The sequence below is a fragment of the Reyranella sp. genome, from assembly GCF_965249915.1.
GTDB lineage: Bacteria > Pseudomonadota > Alphaproteobacteria > Reyranellales > Reyranellaceae > Reyranella.
The window spans coordinates 4,672,941-4,689,654 of record NZ_OZ252257.1 but is presented as its reverse complement, the minus strand read 5'-3'; the positions used below and the strand labels follow the sequence as shown (position 1 = coordinate 4,689,654).

At 66.7% G+C, this 16,714-nt stretch carries 15 protein-coding genes and 1 tRNA gene; 7 read left to right on the top strand and 9 right to left on the bottom strand.

Annotated features, from left to right (window positions below; all coding sequences use genetic code 11):
• Positions 1–140: 140 nt before the first annotated feature.
• From ACP15H_RS23175 to ACP15H_RS23160, 4 genes are all read right to left on the bottom strand, one after another.
• Positions 141–326 (bottom strand): 4-oxalocrotonate tautomerase, encoded by a 186-nt coding sequence (locus ACP15H_RS23175; RefSeq protein ID WP_425068491.1) that lies wholly within the window; start codon positions 324–326, stop codon positions 141–143.
• An 18-nt stretch (positions 327–344) separates the two neighbouring features.
• A complete protein-coding gene (locus ACP15H_RS23170; RefSeq protein ID WP_425068490.1) occupies positions 345–956 on the bottom strand; it encodes a glutathione S-transferase family protein in 612 nt (203 codons plus the stop codon).
• Between the two features lie 3 nt (positions 957–959).
• The gene (locus ACP15H_RS23165; protein WP_425068489.1) at positions 960–2,402 is read right to left on the bottom strand and encodes an NAD(P)-dependent oxidoreductase; all 1,443 of its coding nucleotides are present in this window, start codon (positions 2,400–2,402) and stop codon (positions 960–962) included.
• Between the two features lie 257 nt (positions 2,403–2,659).
• Positions 2,660–3,613, bottom strand: a complete 954-nt coding sequence (locus tag ACP15H_RS23160; RefSeq protein ID WP_425068488.1) for a complex I NDUFA9 subunit family protein — start codon at positions 3,611–3,613, stop codon at positions 2,660–2,662.
• Between the two features lie 134 nt (positions 3,614–3,747).
• On the opposite strand from ACP15H_RS23160, the gene ACP15H_RS23155 reads away from it, so the two are divergent.
• The 4 genes from ACP15H_RS23155 (at position 3,748) to ACP15H_RS23140 (ending at position 6,699) form a co-directional block, all read left to right on the top strand.
• Positions 3,748–3,832 (top strand) — tRNA-Leu (locus ACP15H_RS23155).
• 26 nt (positions 3,833–3,858) lie between these two features.
• Positions 3,859–4,482 (top strand): ribonuclease D, encoded by a 624-nt coding sequence (locus ACP15H_RS23150; RefSeq protein ID WP_425068487.1) that lies wholly within the window; start codon positions 3,859–3,861, stop codon positions 4,480–4,482.
• An 82-nt stretch (positions 4,483–4,564) separates the two neighbouring features.
• Positions 4,565–6,103: an RNA polymerase factor sigma-54 gene (gene rpoN / locus ACP15H_RS23145; RefSeq protein ID WP_425068486.1), complete on the top strand. Its 1,539-nt coding sequence runs from the start codon at positions 4,565–4,567 to the stop codon at positions 6,101–6,103.
• Positions 6,104–6,228: 125 nt separating this feature from the next.
• Positions 6,229–6,699: a PTS sugar transporter subunit IIA gene (locus ACP15H_RS23140; protein WP_425068485.1), complete on the top strand. Its 471-nt coding sequence runs from the start codon at positions 6,229–6,231 to the stop codon at positions 6,697–6,699.
• A 24-nt stretch (positions 6,700–6,723) separates the two neighbouring features.
• On the opposite strand, the gene ACP15H_RS23135 is transcribed toward ACP15H_RS23140, so the two are convergent.
• Together ACP15H_RS23135 and ACP15H_RS23130 are read right to left on the bottom strand one after the other, a co-directional pair.
• Positions 6,724–6,945: a DUF1150 family protein gene (locus ACP15H_RS23135; RefSeq protein WP_425068484.1), complete on the bottom strand. Its 222-nt coding sequence runs from the start codon at positions 6,943–6,945 to the stop codon at positions 6,724–6,726.
• Positions 6,946–6,979: 34 nt separating this feature from the next.
• Complete coding sequence (locus tag ACP15H_RS23130) at positions 6,980–7,441, bottom strand: Hsp20 family protein (protein ID WP_425068483.1); 462 nt, start codon at positions 7,439–7,441, stop codon at positions 6,980–6,982.
• A gap of 192 nt (positions 7,442–7,633) precedes the next feature.
• On the opposite strand from ACP15H_RS23130, the gene ACP15H_RS23125 reads away from it, so the two are divergent.
• Positions 7,634–9,385, top strand: coding sequence for a heparinase II/III family protein (locus ACP15H_RS23125; RefSeq protein WP_425068482.1), 1,752 nt, complete (start codon positions 7,634–7,636; stop codon positions 9,383–9,385).
• Positions 9,386–9,467: 82 nt separating this feature from the next.
• Here ACP15H_RS23125 and trpS read toward each other — a convergent pair whose 3' ends face one another.
• A complete protein-coding gene (trpS, locus tag ACP15H_RS23120) occupies positions 9,468–10,541 on the bottom strand; it encodes a tryptophan--tRNA ligase (protein WP_425068481.1) in 1,074 nt (357 codons plus the stop codon).
• 221 nt (positions 10,542–10,762) lie between these two features.
• Between trpS and ACP15H_RS23115 the strand changes: the two genes are divergently transcribed.
• Complete coding sequence (locus ACP15H_RS23115; protein WP_425068480.1) at positions 10,763–12,550, top strand: peptide ABC transporter substrate-binding protein; 1,788 nt, start codon at positions 10,763–10,765, stop codon at positions 12,548–12,550.
• Between the two features lie 3 nt (positions 12,551–12,553).
• Here ACP15H_RS23115 and ACP15H_RS23110 read toward each other — a convergent pair whose 3' ends face one another.
• Complete coding sequence (locus tag ACP15H_RS23110; RefSeq protein ID WP_425068479.1) at positions 12,554–13,837, bottom strand: MFS transporter; 1,284 nt, start codon at positions 13,835–13,837, stop codon at positions 12,554–12,556.
• A gap of 67 nt (positions 13,838–13,904) precedes the next feature.
• On the opposite strand from ACP15H_RS23110, the gene ACP15H_RS23105 reads away from it, so the two are divergent.
• Complete coding sequence (locus tag ACP15H_RS23105; protein WP_425068478.1) at positions 13,905–14,846, top strand: succinylglutamate desuccinylase; 942 nt, start codon at positions 13,905–13,907, stop codon at positions 14,844–14,846.
• On the opposite strand, the gene murJ is transcribed toward ACP15H_RS23105, so the two are convergent.
• Positions 14,815–16,401 carry a murein biosynthesis integral membrane protein MurJ gene (gene murJ / locus ACP15H_RS23100; RefSeq protein ID WP_425068477.1) on the bottom strand — a complete coding sequence of 529 codons (1,587 nt, stop codon included), beginning with the start codon at positions 16,399–16,401 and terminating at the stop codon, positions 14,815–14,817. The two genes, ACP15H_RS23105 and murJ, sit on opposite strands and share 32 nt — an antisense overlap.
• Between the last annotated feature and the right edge of the window lie 313 nt (positions 16,402–16,714).

Genomic DNA, 16,714 nt, shown 5'->3' with positions numbered 1-16,714 from the left:
CCGGCCTTCGGCCACCTCCCCCGTGTGACGGGGGAGGGATTGGAGAGGGCGCCGCGAGTGCTCTCGTCTCATCCACCGCCCCGTCATACGGGGGAGGCAGGGAGGGGGAGAGCAGCGCGACGGGTCTTTCAGTCAGAAGGTCATGTGTCGGAGAACAGCTTGCCGGCTTCGGCCCAGTTCTCTTTCTTGATGTCGGTCAGGATGATCTGCACGGCGTCGGGCGTGCAGCCCAGCGCGCGGCAGGCGCCCTCGGTCAGCTCCTTCGCCAGCGCGCGGCGCTGTTCGATGGTGCGGCCCTCGAACATCTGGACATTGATCATCGGCATTTTCTTCTTCTCCCTTGCTCAGAACGTGTGGTCGATCGCGACATGGCCGGGCTGCTCCTTCACGCGCGCCATCCACGCGATGATGTTCGGATAGGCCGACAGGTCGAACCCGCCCTCGTCGGCGACATGCGTGTAGGCATAGAGCGCGATGTCGGCGAGGCCGTAGCGCTCGTCGACGAAGAAGGCGCGGGGCGCCAGATGCTTCTCCATCACGTCGAGCGCGGCATGGCCCTTCTTCATGATGTCGGGCAGGTTGGCTTCCTGCTGCGGCGAGAGCTTGTCGAGGAAGTGCTTCCAGAAGCGGGCCACGGCGATATAGGGCTCGTGGCTGTACTGCTCGAAGAACATCCATTGCAGCGTTCTTGCGCGCGACAGCCTGTCTGAGGGTGCGAATGCCGTGCCCTCGGCCAGGTACCAGAGGATCGCCCCCGATTCGAAGAGGAACGTGCCATCCTCGAGCTCGAGCGTCGGGATGCGGCCGTTCGGGTTCTTCGCGAGGAACTCCGGCGTACGCGTCTCGCCCTTCAGGATGTCGCGCTCGATGCGCTCGAACGGCAGGCCGAGCTGCGACATCAGCAGCCACACCTTGTAGCCGTTGCCCGACCCGGTGAAGTCATAGACCTTCAGCATGGTCTACTCCGCCGCGATGCGCTGGGCGGCCAGCGCCTTGGTGGTCAGATGGGTGTGAATGCGCTCGGCGGCATCGCGGCCGTCGCGTACCGCCCACACGACCAGCGAGGCGCCGCGCACGATGTCGCCGGCGGCGAACACGCCGTCGAGGCTGGTCATCATGCTCTTCCAGTCGATCTTGAGCGTGTTCCAGCCGGTGACGCCGAGGTCCGGCGCGCTCATCGCCGCCGGCAGATCCTCCGGGTCGAAGCCCAGCGCCATCAGCACGAGGTCGGCCTCGATGTTGACGTGGCTGTTGGGAATCTCCTGCGGCGTCTGGCGGCCCGATGCGTCGGGCATGCCGAGATGGATGCGCACGGTCCGGACATGGCTGACCTTGTCCTTGCCGAGGAAGGCCTGCGGCGCGGCCAGCCACACGAACTCGACGCCTTCCTCCTCGGCGTGCTTCACCTCGCGCTGCGAGCCCGGCATGTTGGCGCGGTCGCGGCGATAGAGACACTTCACCGACCTGGCGCCCTGGCGCACGGCCGTGCGCACGCAATCCATCGCCGTGTCGCCGCCACCGATCACCACGACGTTCTTGCCCGCAGCATTCAGCATGCCCGATTCGAACGCAGGGACGATGTCACCCAGGCCCTGGCGATTGGAGGCGGTCAGATAGTCGAGTGCCGGGGCAATGCCCGCGAGGCCGACGCCGGGGGCGGCGATGTCGCGTGCCTTGTAGACGCCGGTGGCGATCAGCACGGCGCCGTGACGTGCGCGCAGCTCCTCCAGCGAAACGTCGCGGCCGACCTCGCAGTTCAGGTGGAAGGTGACCTTCGAGTCGCGCAGCAGCTTCTCGCGGCGCTGCACGATCTCCTTCTCGAGCTTGAAGTTCGGGATGCCGTAGATCATCAGGCCGCCGACCCGGTCGTAGCGATCGTAGATCGCGACCTGATAGCCCTTGCGGCGAAGCTGTTCGGCCGCCGCGAGGCCCGCCGGGCCCGCGCCGACGATGCCGACGCTCTCGGGCCGCTCGCGCCGCGGCTGGATCGGCTTCACCCAGCCACGCTGCCAGGCGGTGTCGGTGATGTACTTCTCGACCGACCCGATGGTGACCGATTCGAAGCCCTTCTCGATGACGCAGTTGCCTTCGCAGAGCCGGTCCTGCGGGCAGATGCGGCCGCAGATCTCCGGGAAATTGTTGGTCGCGGAGGAGAGCTCGTAGGCCTCTTCGAGGCGGCCTTCGGCGGTGAGCTTCAGCCAGTCGGGGATGTTGTTGTTGAGCGGGCAATGGATCTGACAGAACGGCACGCCGCATTGCGAGCAGCGCGCAGCCTGCTCGGCCGCCTTGTCCTTGGCGAAGCTCTGATAGATCTCGTCGAAGTCGCGACGGCGTTCGGCAGCCGGCCGCTTGTCGGGCATGGCTTGCGGCGTTCCGACGAACTTCAGCATCCTCTCGGCCATCCCCGGCCTCCTCGGACAGTTTGTGAAATTTAATTACGCAAGAAGCGCGCCGATCGCGCCTTTGCTGCGTTGTTGCAGGGTTTAAATCATGCCGCGAAACGATAGTCAATATTATTGACCTAATGTGCGTGCGAAATATCCTAACCTGGGCTTTATCGAATCGTGCACCGCTCTACAGCTCAAAAATAATACCGAATTGGTACTAATGGCGTTGGGCAAGCATAGGCGCAATCGATGACGCCTTTATTGGGGGTCGGTCAGGCCGGGGCTTGCAGGTTGTAGCGACCGCCGATGCGGTAACGGTCGAGATACATCGGCAGGATGGCCTCGGCGGCGGTCGGCGCAATGCCGAGCGCGGCCAGTCCGGGGGCTCCCGGGCGGGCGACATTGTCGGTCACCAGCAGGTCGACCTGGTCGTGGGTCAGCGGCGGCACAGGCAGGAATTCGGCGAAGAACCCCGCGATTTTCATCAGGCCGGCCGGGACGCCCACGATGCGCTTGTGGCGGTCGATTTCGCGCAGCACGAGCGCGGCGATCTCGCGATAGGTGTAGACGCGCGGGCCGCCCAGCTCGAAGACGCTCTTGGCCGTCTCGGGCCGTTCCAGCACGGCCGCCACGGCCGCGCCGACGTCACCGACATAGACCGGCTGGACCCTGGCGGAGCCGTCGCCGACCACGGGCAGGAACGGCGCCTTGGCGGCGATCTGCGCCATGCGGTTGAACATCGCGTCCTCGGGCCCGAACACCACGCTCGGGCGCAGGATCGTGGCGTCGGGGAAGCCCGCGACGATCGCATCCTCGGCATCGACCTTGGAGCGCACGTACTTGTTCGTCGAATTGCGCTGGTCCGCGCCGATGCCCGACATATGGACGAGGCGCTGCACGCCCGCGGCCTTTGCGGCCTCCGCGATCGTCCGCGCGCCGTCGACATGGACGCTCTGATATTTCTGCTGGCCGCGCTGGAAGGCGATGCCCGAGGCGTTGACCACGGCCTTGCTGCCGGAGATGGCGGCCGCGACCGAAGCCGGAATTCGCAAATTGGTTCGCAGGATGGTGATCTGGCCGACATCGCCTGCGGTTTTGATCCGCTCGGCGAGCTCGATGCGCCGGCAGGCCACGCGGACCTGATAGCCCTCCTGCGCCAGCGCCCGCACGATGGCGCGGCCGACGAAGCCGCTGCCGCCAAAAACCGTGACCTGCTTGATGCTCATGATGCTGCCTATAACCCAATACCATGAAGGTTCAAGGGGCAAGCGCGCCCGCGACGTGAGGCGCGATCGTCCAGCGTGGTTGACATCAGCGCGGCCCGGCTCTAACTCAGCGCCCGCACTAGACCGCATGCCGTGCCCAGGTGGCGGAATTGGTAGACGCACTAGTTTCAGGTACTAGCGCCGCGAGGCGTGGAAGTTCGAGTCTTCTCCTGGGCACCATGCAGGTCAGTCGGAGCACCTAGATAATGGCGATCAGCCTTCACCGCGGCGATCTTCCCGCGGACGTTTCGTTCGGCCCGGTGGTGGCGATCGATACCGAGACCATGGGTCTCAATCCTCATCGCGACCGGCTCTGCCTGGTTCAGCTTTCGGGTGGCGACGGCAACGCCCATCTGGTCCAGATCCCGCGCGGGGCGCCGAAGGGCGCGGCCAAGGCGCCGCGGCTCGCCGCCCTGATCGCCGACCCGAACGTCCTCAAGCTCTTTCATTTCGGCCGCTTCGACATCGCCGTGCTCGAGCATTCGCTGGGTGTGCGCTGCGAGCCGGTCTACTGCACCAAGATCGCGGCCAAGCTGGTCCGCACCTTCACCGATCGCTTCGGCCTGAAGGAACTGTGCCGCGAACTGCTCGGCGTCGACCTCTCCAAGCAGCAGCAGACGTCGGACTGGGGCGCCGACAGCCTCACGGACGAGCAGCTTGCCTACGCCGCTTCAGACGTGCTGCATCTGCATGCGCTCAAGGCCAAGCTCGACGTGCTTCTGGAGCGTGAAGGACGCCGGGAACTGGCCCAGGCCGCGTTTGCATTCCTGCCCACCCGCGCCCGTCTTGACGTCGCGGGCTGGCCGGAGACGGATATCTTCGCGCACTGAACGCCATCCGTGCTGACATTGGCACGGTTCTTGCTTTAGACTGCCCATCGGGGAGGTCAAACGACCTCAGGGGTGGGGTGTCATGCGTATTGGTCCGAGCCTAATCCTTGCGTCACGCCAGACCCTGGCGATGACGCCACAGCTCCAGCAGGCCATCAAGCTGCTGCAATTTTCGCACCTGGAGCTGGCGGCGTTCATTCAACAGGAACTGGAAAAGAATCCGCTGCTGTCCGAGGGGGCCTCGGACGAGGGTCCCATCGCCGAATACGAAGCCCCCGTCCTCGAAGCGTCCGGCGATACCGCCGATGCGCTGGCGGCGGCGGCACCGGCCCTCGCCGAGGCGGACGATCGCTGGTCCCGCGAACATGCCGACCGGGGCGGCGATGCCGCTGCGAGCCGTGTCGGGCAGCGCGAAGATGCGCCCGACGCTCTCGATTTCGTGGCCGAGCGTCCGCGCTCCATGGCGGTCCATGTGCTCGAGCAGCTCGAGGTCCTGTTCGAGGATCCGGCGGAGCGCCGCATCGCGCTGAAGATCGCCGAAGGTCTCGACGAGGCCGGCTACTGCCGCATCGAGCCCGCCGCCGTGGCCGAAGCCGTCGCGACCGACATCGCGGTCGTTGAGAAGATCTGGGCGCGGCTGCGCCAGATGGAGCCGGCCGGCCTGTTTTCGCGCACCGTCGCCGAGTGCCTGGGTGCCCAGCTGGCCGAGCGCAATCGCCTCGATCCGGCAATGAAGGCGCTGCTCGACAATCTCGATCTCGTGGCCGCTGGCGAACTGGGCCAGCTTCGCCGCCGCTGCGGCGTCGACGACGAGGATCTGCGCGACATGCTGTCCGAACTGCGCACGCTCGACCCGCGCCCCGGGCAGGCTTTCGACTTCGAGCCGATCCAGCCGGTGCAGCCCGATCTCTACCTGACGCCGGCCAAGGATCCCGAGACCGGCGAGGAGGGATGGCACATCGAACTCAACACCGATGCGCTGCCCAAGGTCCTGGTCGACCGCAACTATCACGCCACGCTGATGAAGGGCGCCCGCGCCAAGCCCGACCGTGACTTCGTCGCGGAGCGCTTCCAGTCGGCCAACTGGCTGGTCAAGACGCTGGAGCAGCGGGCGACGACGATCCTCAAGGTGGCGCGTGAGATCGTGCGCCAGCAGGACGGGTTCTTCCGCCACGGCGTCAGTGCGCTGAAGCCGCTGGTGCTGCGCGACATCGCCATCGCCACCGAGCTGCACGAGAGCACGGTGAGCCGCGTCACCTCGAACAAGTACATCAACACGCCGCGCGGCATCTTCGAGCTGAAATACTTCTTCACCTCGGCGCTGCCGGCGCGCACGCCGGGCGTCGTCGTCTCCTCGGAATCGGTGCGCTCGCGCATCAAGCTTCTGGTGGGTGGCGAGAATGCCCACCAGCCGCTCAGCGACGACCGCATCGTCGATCTGCTGAAGGGCGAGGGTATCGAGATCGCCCGCCGGACCGTGGCCAAGTATCGCGAGGCCATGCGGATTCCCTCGTCTGCCGAGCGCCGTCGTCTGGGCCGGCTCGGCATGAGCCGCCAGATGCCGTCGGTCCTGTCCAATGCCGCCCTCGCCGCGCAGGCGATGACGGGACCGGCCGACTGACGGGCGCCGGACGGGGCGCCGCGTGCTTCCGAACCATGGCTTGACCCGACCGGGGGACGCGCCTATAGGGGCGCACTCCTCGCAGGGCCGCCAGAGTTCGCGCTCGCTAACCCATTGGTGACATTGTGGAAATCGCCGATTTGCTGACCGGTCCGGATGCCGTTCTGGCCAGCGCCAAGGCAACCGGAAAGAAGGCGTTGCTGGCGGAGCTGGCCAGTCGCGCTTCAGGTCTCTTCAACGTCGACGAGCGCAAGCTGTTCGACCGCCTGCTCGAGAGGGAGCGTCTGGGATCGACCGGCATCGGGGGCGGGATTGCGATCCCGCACGGTCGCATGGCGACCATGGTCAAGCCGCTCGGGCTGTTCGCGCGGATGGCGCATCCGGTCGACTTCGACGCGATCGACGAACGTCCCGTCGACATCGTGTTCCTGCTGGTGACGCCCGAGGGCGCCGGCGCCGATCACCTCAAGGCGCTGGCTCGTGTGTCGCGCCTGCTGCGCGACCGCAGCCTCGTCGAAAAGCTGCGGGCGACCGAGAATGCCGAAGCGCTCTACGCGCTGCTCGTCGAGACGGTCCAGGCCCAAAGCGCGGCCTGAACCGCACGGTTCCTCAGAACGTCCTCAGTGTACCAGCGCGGGCTCGAGCTCGTGCTGGCGGATCAGCGCCTGCGCGATCTCGATCGACGGCGCCGACGCCATCGGCTTGCCATCGGCCGAGAAGATGCCGATCGCATGGTCACCGTCGGGCAGGCTGATCTCCTTCACATAGGCGATGTGCTCGGAGCCCAGGCTGAGAAAGGCCTCTTCGGCGAGGGGGGTAAACATCACAACATCATTTTCCATGGCTACCTCCTTGGCAGCGTCAACGCGCTCCGCCTCAACGGCTGCGACGCGCGGTGATATCGATCGTCTGGTCCGCGCCGCCGGCCGGACCGCCGGCGTCGATGCGGATGGTTCGAATGCGGGGTTCGAGCACCGGTCGCACCAGGTCGATCGACAACAATCCGTTGTCGAGACGGGCGCCCGTCACTTCGATCCCGTCAGCCAGCATGAAGGATCGCTGAAACTGGCGGGCGGCGATGCCGCGGTGGAGATAGACCCGGTCGCCCTCGTCGGCCTGCTTGCCGCGAACGGTGAGCTGGTTCTCGACGAGTTCGATCACCAGGCCGTCGCTCGTGAAACCGGCCACCGCGAGGGTGATCCGCAGTCCGTTCTCGCCGATACGCTCGATATTGTAGGGCGGGTAGCCCTCGGCGTTCTTGGCCAACCGGTCGAGCGTGCGCTCGAGCTGGTCGAAGCCCAGTAACAAGGGCGAATTGAAGACAGAAACGCGACTCATATAAAAAAACCCCCCTCCCATGGAGCGAGTGGCAGGGAACCCCGTGCGGGCCTTCCCTTGGAATGAATCTGGGGTGCAGGAGCCGGCGTTCAAGCCCACCCAACCATCGCCAGAGCGCTCCGGCTGGGCTAAAATGCCTGAAACCTCTCCACAGCCCGGCCGCTCGAGCCTCCCGGGCCAAAGAACGAAAAGATGACCTTGGTCGCTGACACACGACGGCACGGGGAACCCTTGGTCTCCGGCGCCCGCCCCATCCGTTCGGTTCCGACCCGCCCATCTGCCGGCGCGAAAGGGGAGCGCCGCGCCTTCGGCCGCTGGCTCCTCGGCTCGTCCCTATATTCCCTGACGCTTGGCTACGCGACCCCTCGCAGTTTCTTCGCCGTCGCCGCCGATTCCTGGCCGGGCGATCCGGTGGCCGGGCAGCGACTTCTGCAGACGGGCGAGTTCGCGGCCGGCGGCAGCGGCGGCACGGTCCTCCCCGATTCCGATGATCCGCCCTGGCAGCGTGCCGGGATGGCGCCCCGCTGGCTGGACGCGCTGAACGGGTTCGGCTGGCTGCGCGACCTGCGCGACAATGGCGATCCGCACGGCGCCCTGCTCGCCGCCAAGCTGGTCGACGACTGGACCAACCGCGAATGGCGGTGGTCGCCGGTGACCTGGAAGCGCGACGTGCTGGCGGCGCGCATGGTCGCCTGGATTCGGCACTATGAATGGATGGCGGCGGCGGCCGATCCCGGCTTCGCGGCCCGCTTCGTCTTTTCGCTTGGCCGCCAGCGCGTCCATCTGCGTCGCGTCGCGCGCCACGGCATGGTCGGCCACGAAGCGGTCGCCGTGTACAAGGCGCTGATCTTCGCCGACCTCGCCTTCATCCGCGACGGCAAGCACTTCGAGAAGAGCCTCGAACAGTCGCTGGCGCGGCTCTCGAAGTTCGTGAAGCGCTATGTGCTGCACGACGGCATCGTCTCGGAACGCGCGCCTCACCTGCAGCTCACCGTCCTGCGCCATCTGATCGACGTGCGGGCCGCCCTGGTGTCGGCCGAGCGCCGCGCGCCGGCCGAGCTGGTCGCCGCGATCGACCGCATGGCGCCGATGCTGCGCTTCTTCCGCCATGGCGACGGCGGCCTGGCGCTGTTCAACGGCACGTGGGAAGGCGACCGCCGCCTGATCGATCTCGTGCTGGCGCGGACCGGCTCGGGCGAGATCGCGCCGACGATGGCGCTGGCGAGCGGCTTCCAGCGGCTGTCGGCCGGAACCTCGCTGGTGATCGCCGATGCCGGCAGCCCGCCGGGCCGCGGCATGGACGGCATCGCCCATGCCGGCACGCTGAGCTTCGAGATGAGCGCCGCGCATGAGCGGCTGGTCGTGAACTGCGGCACCTATCCCGGCGCGCCGCGCGACTGGCAGCATTTCATGCGCTTCACGGCCGCCCATTCGACGGCCGTGGTCGACGACGTGAATTCGACCGAGATCACCAACCATGGCGCGCTGGAATATCGCGCCGGCAACGTGCTGATCGATCGCGCCGACGATGCCGGCGCCCAGTGGCTCGACATGTGCCACGATGGCTACCGCTCGCTCTACGGGATCATCCACCGTCGGCGCCTGTGGCTGTCGCCCGACGGCGGCGACCTGCGCGGCGAGGATTCGTTCCTGGGCTACGAGGGCCGGCCGGTCACCGTGCCGGACCGGCGCTACATCGTGCGCTTCCATCTGCATCCGACGGTGAAGGCGACGCTGGCCCAAAGTGGACAGGCCGTCCTGATGCGTCTGCCGAGCGGCCGCGGCTGGCGGCTGCGCGCGACCGGCGCCGGCATCGGCCTCGCCGAGAGCATCTATCTCGGCGAAGAAGGCCGCGTGCGCCGCACCGAGCAGATCGTGCTGGTCGGCCAGGTTCCCGCGGAGGGCACCACGGTGAAGTGGGCCCTCACGCGCATGGAAGGCTAACGCTGGGGGCGCGCCACTCCAGTGGCGCGTCTTCCGCTTGTTCCGCCAAAGATCGCGCCACTGGAGTGGCGCGCCCCCAGCACTACGGCTTCAGGAAGCCGACCGTCTTATAGACCTCGTCGAGGATCGGCGCGGCGATGGCGCGGGCGCGCTGGGCGCCGTTGCGCAGCACGCCGTCGACATGGCCGGGGTCCTTCATCAGCCGCTGCATCTCCGCGCCGATCGGGCCCAGCTTCGCCACCGCGAGATCCGTCAGCGCCGTCTTGAACTCGGAGAACTGCTTGCCGGCGAACTGCGCGACCACGGCGTCCTTCTCCTGGTCGGCGAGGGCGGCGTAGATGCCCAGCAGATTGTCGGCGTCCGGCCGCTTCTCGGCATCTTCCAGCGTGTCGGGCATCGGCAGCGGATCGGTCTTGGCGCGGCGGATCTTCTGGGCGATCGCATCGGCATCGTCGGTGAGGTTGATGCGCGAATAGTCCGACGGATCGGACTTGCTCATTTTCTTGGTGCCGTCGCGCAGGCTCATCACGCGCGTCGCCGCGCCGAAGATCAGCGGCTCGGTGATCGGGAAGAAGTCGGGCTGGCTGAAATCGTTGTTGAACTTGATGGCGATGTCGCGCGTCAGCTCGAGATGCTGCTTCTGGTCCTCGCCGACCGGCACGTGCGTGGCCTTGTAGATCAGGATGTCGGCCGCCATCAGCGCCGGATAGGCGAACAGGCCCAGCGAGACGTTCTCGCGGTCCTTGCCGGCCTTTTCCTTGAACTGCGTCATGCGGCTCATCCAGCCCATGCGCGCCACGCAATTGAAGATCCAGGCGAGCTGCGCATGCTCGGGCACCATCGACTGGTTGAAGACGATCTGCTTCGTGCCGTCGACGCCGGCCGCCAGGAAGGCCGAGGCGATCTCGCGCGTCTGCGCGGCGAGCTGGGCCGGCTCCTGCCAGACCGTGATCGCGTGCTGGTCGACCACGCAGTAGAGGCATTCGTAATCGTTCTGCAGGCGCGCGAAGTTGCGGATCGCGCCGAGATAGTTGCCGAGATGGAGATTGCCGGTGGGCTGCACCCCGGAAAGGATCCGGCCCTTGAGGCCGCGCGCTTCGTAGGCGGCGAGATGCGGGTTGGGCGCGCCGGCGGCGGCGGGGATCGCGTCAGGCATGGATGTGGACTCCGCTAGAGGTCGATGGCGCGGGGTTTGGACCTCCGCGCACCCCGCCGGTGGAAGGTCAGGGGCGGGCGGGTATCGCGCAGACCGGACATCTAATCAAGGTGAAGCCGTTGACGGCGGCGGTCACGGCTGTTCCCATCGAATTGCACGCATCTTGCAAGATAGCCGGAGCGTCAGGGAAGCGGCTTCGACACTCTGATTGGAGGCATCCAATGGACGAGCGTGGCTTGCGTGGTCTCATCGACCGGGTAAAGGCGGGCGGGCTGTCCCGCCGCGCCTTCGTGAAACGGATGGCGGCGGTGGGACTCACCGCGCCCCTGGCGAACCAGCTCCTCGCTTTCTCGGGCGTGGCGATGGCGCAGTCGAATGCGCCCTACAAACCGACCAAGCGCGGCGGAGGCGGCCTGCTCAAGGTCATGTGGTGGCAGGGGCCGACCTTGCTCAATCCGCATTTCGCCGTCGGCACCAAGGACCAGGACGCGTCGCGCCTGTTCTACGAACCGCTGGGCGCCTGGGACCGCGATGGCAATCTCCAGCCCAAGCTCGCCGCCTCGATCCCGACCCGCGAGGACGGCATTGCGGCCGACGGCAAGTCGGTGACCTGGAAGCTGAAGCGCGGCGTCAAATGGCATGACGGCAAACCCTTCACCGCCGACGATGTCGTCTTCACCTGGGCCTATGCCAGCGATCCAGCGACGGCGGCGGTGAGCAGCGGCTCCTACAAGGACGTCGTGGTCGAGAAGGTCGACGACTTCACCGTCGTCGTGAAGTTCAAGCAGCCTACGCCCTTCTGGGCCGACGCCTTCGTCGGCTGGGCGGGCGGCATCATCCCCCGGCATCTGTTCGCCGACTATATTGGCGCCAAGTCGCGCGACGCACCGACCAATCTCAGGCCGGTCGGTACCGGCCCCTACAGGTTCAAGGATTTCAAGCCGGGCGACCTCGTCACGGGCGAGATCAACCTCGACTATCATGTGCCCAACCGGCCGTATTTCGATGCGATCGAGATGAAGGGCGGTGGCGACGCGGTTTCGGCAGCGCGTGCCGTGCTGCAGACCGGCGAATTCCACTTCGCTTGGAACCTTCAGGTCGAGGACGAGATCCTCCAGCGCATGGAGAAGGGCGGCAAGGGCCGGGTCGTCATCTCGCCCGGCGGCGGCATCGAGCACCTGCAGCTCAACAACACCGACCCGAACGTCGAGATCGACGGCGAGCGGTCGAGCCTCAAGGCGAAGCATCCGACGCTCACCGATCCGGCGGTGCGCCAGGCGCTGGCGCTGCTGATCGACCGCGATTCGATCGAGAAGCATATCTACGGCCGCATCGGCATCGCCACGCCCAACTACATCAGCAATCCCGAGAAATTCCGGTCGAAGACGACGAAATACGAGTTCAACATCGACAAGGCCAACGCCTTGCTCGACAAGGCGGGCTATGCGCGTGGGCCCGACGGCATCCGTGCCAAGGACGGCAGGAAGCTGAAATGGGTCTATCAGACCTCGATCAACCAGCCGCGCCAGAAGACACAGCAGATCATCAAGCAGGCCCTCCAGAAGGCGGGCATCGACGTCGACCTGAAGGCCGTGACGTCATCGGTCTTCTTTTCATCGGATGTCGCCAACCCCGACACCTATCCGCACTTCTACGCCGACCTGCAGATGTACAATAACGGCATGAATGCTCCCGACCCGGAGGTGTTCCTGCGTCAGTTCTGTTCCTGGGAAGCTGCGCAGAAGGAGAACAAGTGGCAGGGTCGCAACATCACGCGGTGGCAGAACAAGGAATACGACGAGACCCACAAGGCCGCCCAAGTCGAGCTCGATCCGCTGAAGCGGGCCGCCCTGCTGATCAAGTGCAACGAGCTGGTGGTCAACAATCATGTCGTCATCCCGCTGGTGGCGCGGCCCGGCGCGGTCGCCGTGATCAGCGGCCTTGTCGCGAACATCAGCGGTTGGGACAACAATACATGGGACCTCGCGAACTGGTATCGCGAGGCCTAGGCGTCAGGTCTTCTCGCTATCGCGATCGGGATGGTGGAACAGCAGGACCACCACGACCGACGACAGGGCGAGCACGGTCATCAGCAGGAAACCGTCGGCGAAGGAGCCGCGCAGGTTGAGCACCCAGCCGGTGATGGCGGGCGCGAGGAAGCCTGCGATGGCGAAGGCGAAATCCATGATGCCGAGCGCCGTCGCGGCGCGCTGCGGCACGATGTCGACGTTCACCGCATAGTAGGCCGCGTTGGCGCCCATCGAGGAGGCGACCGCCAGGGTGATGCCGGCGATGGCGACGGTGAGGTTGTCGGTGAGCGCCACCGGGATGACCGCGAGGGCGGCGACGAACTGGCTGCCGGCGATCAGCCAGGAGCGCGAGATGCGCATGCTGCCGGTGGTCTTGAGCAGATGATCCGACCAGCGGCCCATGGCCCACAGCAGGAACGCGGCGGACAGCCAAGGCAGGACCGAGAACAGGCCGACCGAGGCGAGGTCGAGCCCGTACTTGCGTTCCAGGTAGCTCGGCAGCCAGCTCATGAAGAAGAACAGGAAATAGCCGAAGACGAAGAAGGCCCAATAGTTCGCGAGCAGCGTTCGGTTGGTCAGCAGTTCCTTGAGCACGCCGGGCTCCGGCCAGGATTTCAGCACCGCGTGCGGCGCGGCGGTGACGCCGGGATCGACCTTGCGGATATGGGCGAGTTCGGCCTGGTTCACGAAGCGCGATTGCGACGGATCGTCCCGAAAGCAGAAATACCAGAGCGGAATCCAGGCGGCGGACAGGACGAACAGCGCGGCGAAGGTGAGCCGCCAGTCGAGCCAGCCGAGAAGCAGCGTCACCAGCGGTCCTCCGATCGCGAGCGCAAGTGGCACGGCCAGGAGCGCATTGGCGAGCGCCGTCGCGCGCTCATGCGGCGACAGCCAGTGGCTGACCGCGCCGGTCAGGGCTGGGAAGTTGGGGCCTTCCGAAACACCCAACAGCACACGCGCTGCATAGAGGATGGTGACGCTGGTCGCGAGCGCGGTGGCGCCGATGGACAGGCTCCACAGCACGGCTGCAATCGTGAGAATCAGCCGGGCGCCGTAGCGGTCGACCGCGAAGCCGCCGATCAGGGTGGTGATCGCATAGCCCAGGCCGAAGGCGCCCAGGATGCCGCCGGTCTCCGCCGGCGACAGGCCGAGATCCCGCTGGATCATGGGGATGGCGTAGGAGAGGGCCGCCCGGTCGACGTAGTTCACGACGGTGATCGCGAACAGCAGGAAGACGATGAACCAGCGGTACCGGCTGCGCGCCATTTGCTTCTCCTTGTCCCTGGCAAACTAGCATGCGAAGGAGCGGTGCAACCTGCCGATGGTCCTGAACATGTCCGAGACTCCGCCGATCGAATTCGCCTTCCCCGACCTGCGCCGCTGGGAGAAGGGCGCCGCGCCCTATATCCACGTGCTGGAGAGCGGCACGCCGGGGCCGACCGTGATGGTGGCGTCGCTGACGCACGGCAACGAGGTCTCGGGTGCCATCGTGGTCGATGCGCTGCTGGCCCAGAAGGTGAAGCCGCGCAAGGGCACGCTGATCCTGTCCTTCAACAATATCGAGGCCTATCACTCGTTCGACCGGCGCACGCCCTTCAAGTCGCGCCTGGTCGACGAGGATTTCAACCGCGTCTGGGGCCGGATCGACGAGCCCGCGACCACTGTCGAGACCCGGCGCGCACAGGTGCTGAAGCCGTTCGTCGAACGCGCCGACCTGCTGCTCGACCTCCATTCCATGCACGACGATGGCGTGCCCTTGATGCTGTCCGGGCCGCTCGACAAGGGCGTGGCCTTCGCCAAGAAGATCGGCACGCCGGTCGACATCGTGCGCGATGCCGGCCACGCCGCCGGCATGCGCATGCGCGACTATGGCGGGTTCGGCGATCCGAAGAGCCCCAAGAACGCGCTGCTGATCGAGACCGGCCAGCACTGGCGAGCCTCCTCGGTCGTCGTCGCCAAGGACGTGACGGCGCGCTTCCTGGTCGAGACGGGCATCGTCGAAGAGGCCGATCTTCCGGCCGGATGGCGCCAGCCCGCGCCCGCGAGCCAGCGCGTCGTCGAGGTGACCCATGCGGTCGCGACCAAGCGCGGCAATTTCACGCCGGCGCAGCGCTTCGAGGGCCAGGACGTGATCGCCAAGGCGGGCACCGTGCTGGGCCATGACGACGGCGAGCCGGTGACGACGCCCTACGACGACTGCGTGCTGGTCATGCCCTCGTCGAGCCGGCCGCTGCGGCCCGGCGTCACGGTTGTTCGCCTGGGTCGGCTGACTTGAGGTTGGGCTGGCGGCGCATCACGTAGCGCAGCTCGGAGATCCTGACCACGCCCAGCGCGGCGCCGAGCAGCGCATAGGCCGCAATACCGATCAGGCAGATGCCGGCCAGCGCCACGCCGCCCTCGATGTCGGCGCGCGATAGCGGCCTGGCCAGCCAGAGCAGCCCGAGCCAGAGCGCCCCGCCCATGCCGGCGCTCGCGGCAGCGATGCGGACAGCACGGGCGATCAACCGCCCGTCGGGCACCCATTGCCCACGCCGGCGCAGGACAGCGGCCAGCAGCGCCGCGTTGAGCCAGCCCGAAAGCGAGGAGGCGAGCGCGATGCCGACCAGCTCGAGCGACGTGCCGAACAGGAAATAGACGTTCAACAGGACGTTGGCCGTGATCGCTGCCAGCGCGATGTAGAGCGGCGTGCGGGTATCCTCGCGGGCGAAGAAGCCGGGCGCCAGCGCCTTGACCAGCACGAAGGCCGGGAGACCGACGGCAAAGGCCGCCAATGCGCTCGCCGTGCGCAGCGTATCGTCGGGCAGGAACCGGCCGCGCTCGAACAGCACGCGGATGATCGGGTCGGCCAGCAGCCACAGAGCAACCGCCGCCGGCAGGCTGAACAGCAGGCCGAACTCGAGGGCGCGGTTCTGGTTGGTCATGGCCGATTGCGTGTTGCCCGCCCGCAGCTCGCGCGCCAGCAACGGCAGCAGCGCCGTGCCGATGGCGATGCCGACGACGCCCAGCGGCAGCTGCGCGATGCGGTCGGCGTAGTAGAGCGCCGAGATCGTGCCGACCGGGAGCAGCGAGGCCCAGACCACGTCGAGCACGACGCTGATCTGCTGCACGCCGCCGCCGATCGCGACCGGCGTCGCGAGCTTCACCAGCCGTGCCACCCGCGGCGTCCAGCGCGGCCGCACCAGGCCCATGCCGACCTCGTCGCGCGCGCAGGCGACCAGCAGCCAGACCCATTGCAGCACGCCGGCGATCGCCACGCCGATCGAGGCGGCATAGCCCGAGTTGGGGAGCAGCGGCGTCAGTCCCAGCACGGCGCCGATCAGGGCGAGGTTGAGCAGCACCGGCGTTGCGGCGACATGGGCGAAGCGGTCGATGCCGTTCAGCACGCCGCCATAGAGCGAGGCCAGCGAGATGAACAGCAGGTAAGGAAAGGTGATGCGGCCGAACTCGACGGCCATGGCGAAGGTCGGCAGGTCGTCGCGCATGCCGGGCGCGAGCACGGCCATCACCCAGGGCATCGCGAGGATCGACAAGGCGGTGAACGGCACCAGCACCAGCAGCAGCGCGGCCTGGGCCTGGCGCGCGAAAGTCATCGCCTCGGCACGGCCGCCACCCGTCAATTCGCGCGCAAACAACGGCACGAAGGCCGCCGAGAACGCGCCCTCGGCGAACAGGCGGCGGAAGAAGTTGGGAAGCTTGAAGGCGACGAAGAACGCATCGGCCACGGCGCCGGAGCCGAGCACCGCCGACAGCACGATGTCGCGCACGAATCCCACGATCCGGCTCAGCAGCGTGAACCCGCCGACCGTCGCGATGGCCCGGGCGAGACTCATACGCGCGCCCTTCGGGAAACGACGGTGCAATCGCCGGTAGCCTCAATGGCCGTGGCAATTGGCAGTTCGGGGGAAGAGAAAGGTCCCTCACTGCGTTCGGGATGACAATGTTGCTGGAGTTGGCGCAGTGCGTCGATGCAGAAGACAGTGTCATCCCGAACGCAGTGAGGGACCTTTGACGCATGCGCGATGGTCCTGCCGGAAACGGCAGCAAATGCCTGTGTCATGGACATAATTCTGTCATCGCTCTCTGGCACATTCTCTCTCGGTGGTGGCCGGCGATGTGATGGCCGGTCTAAACCACCACCACGGC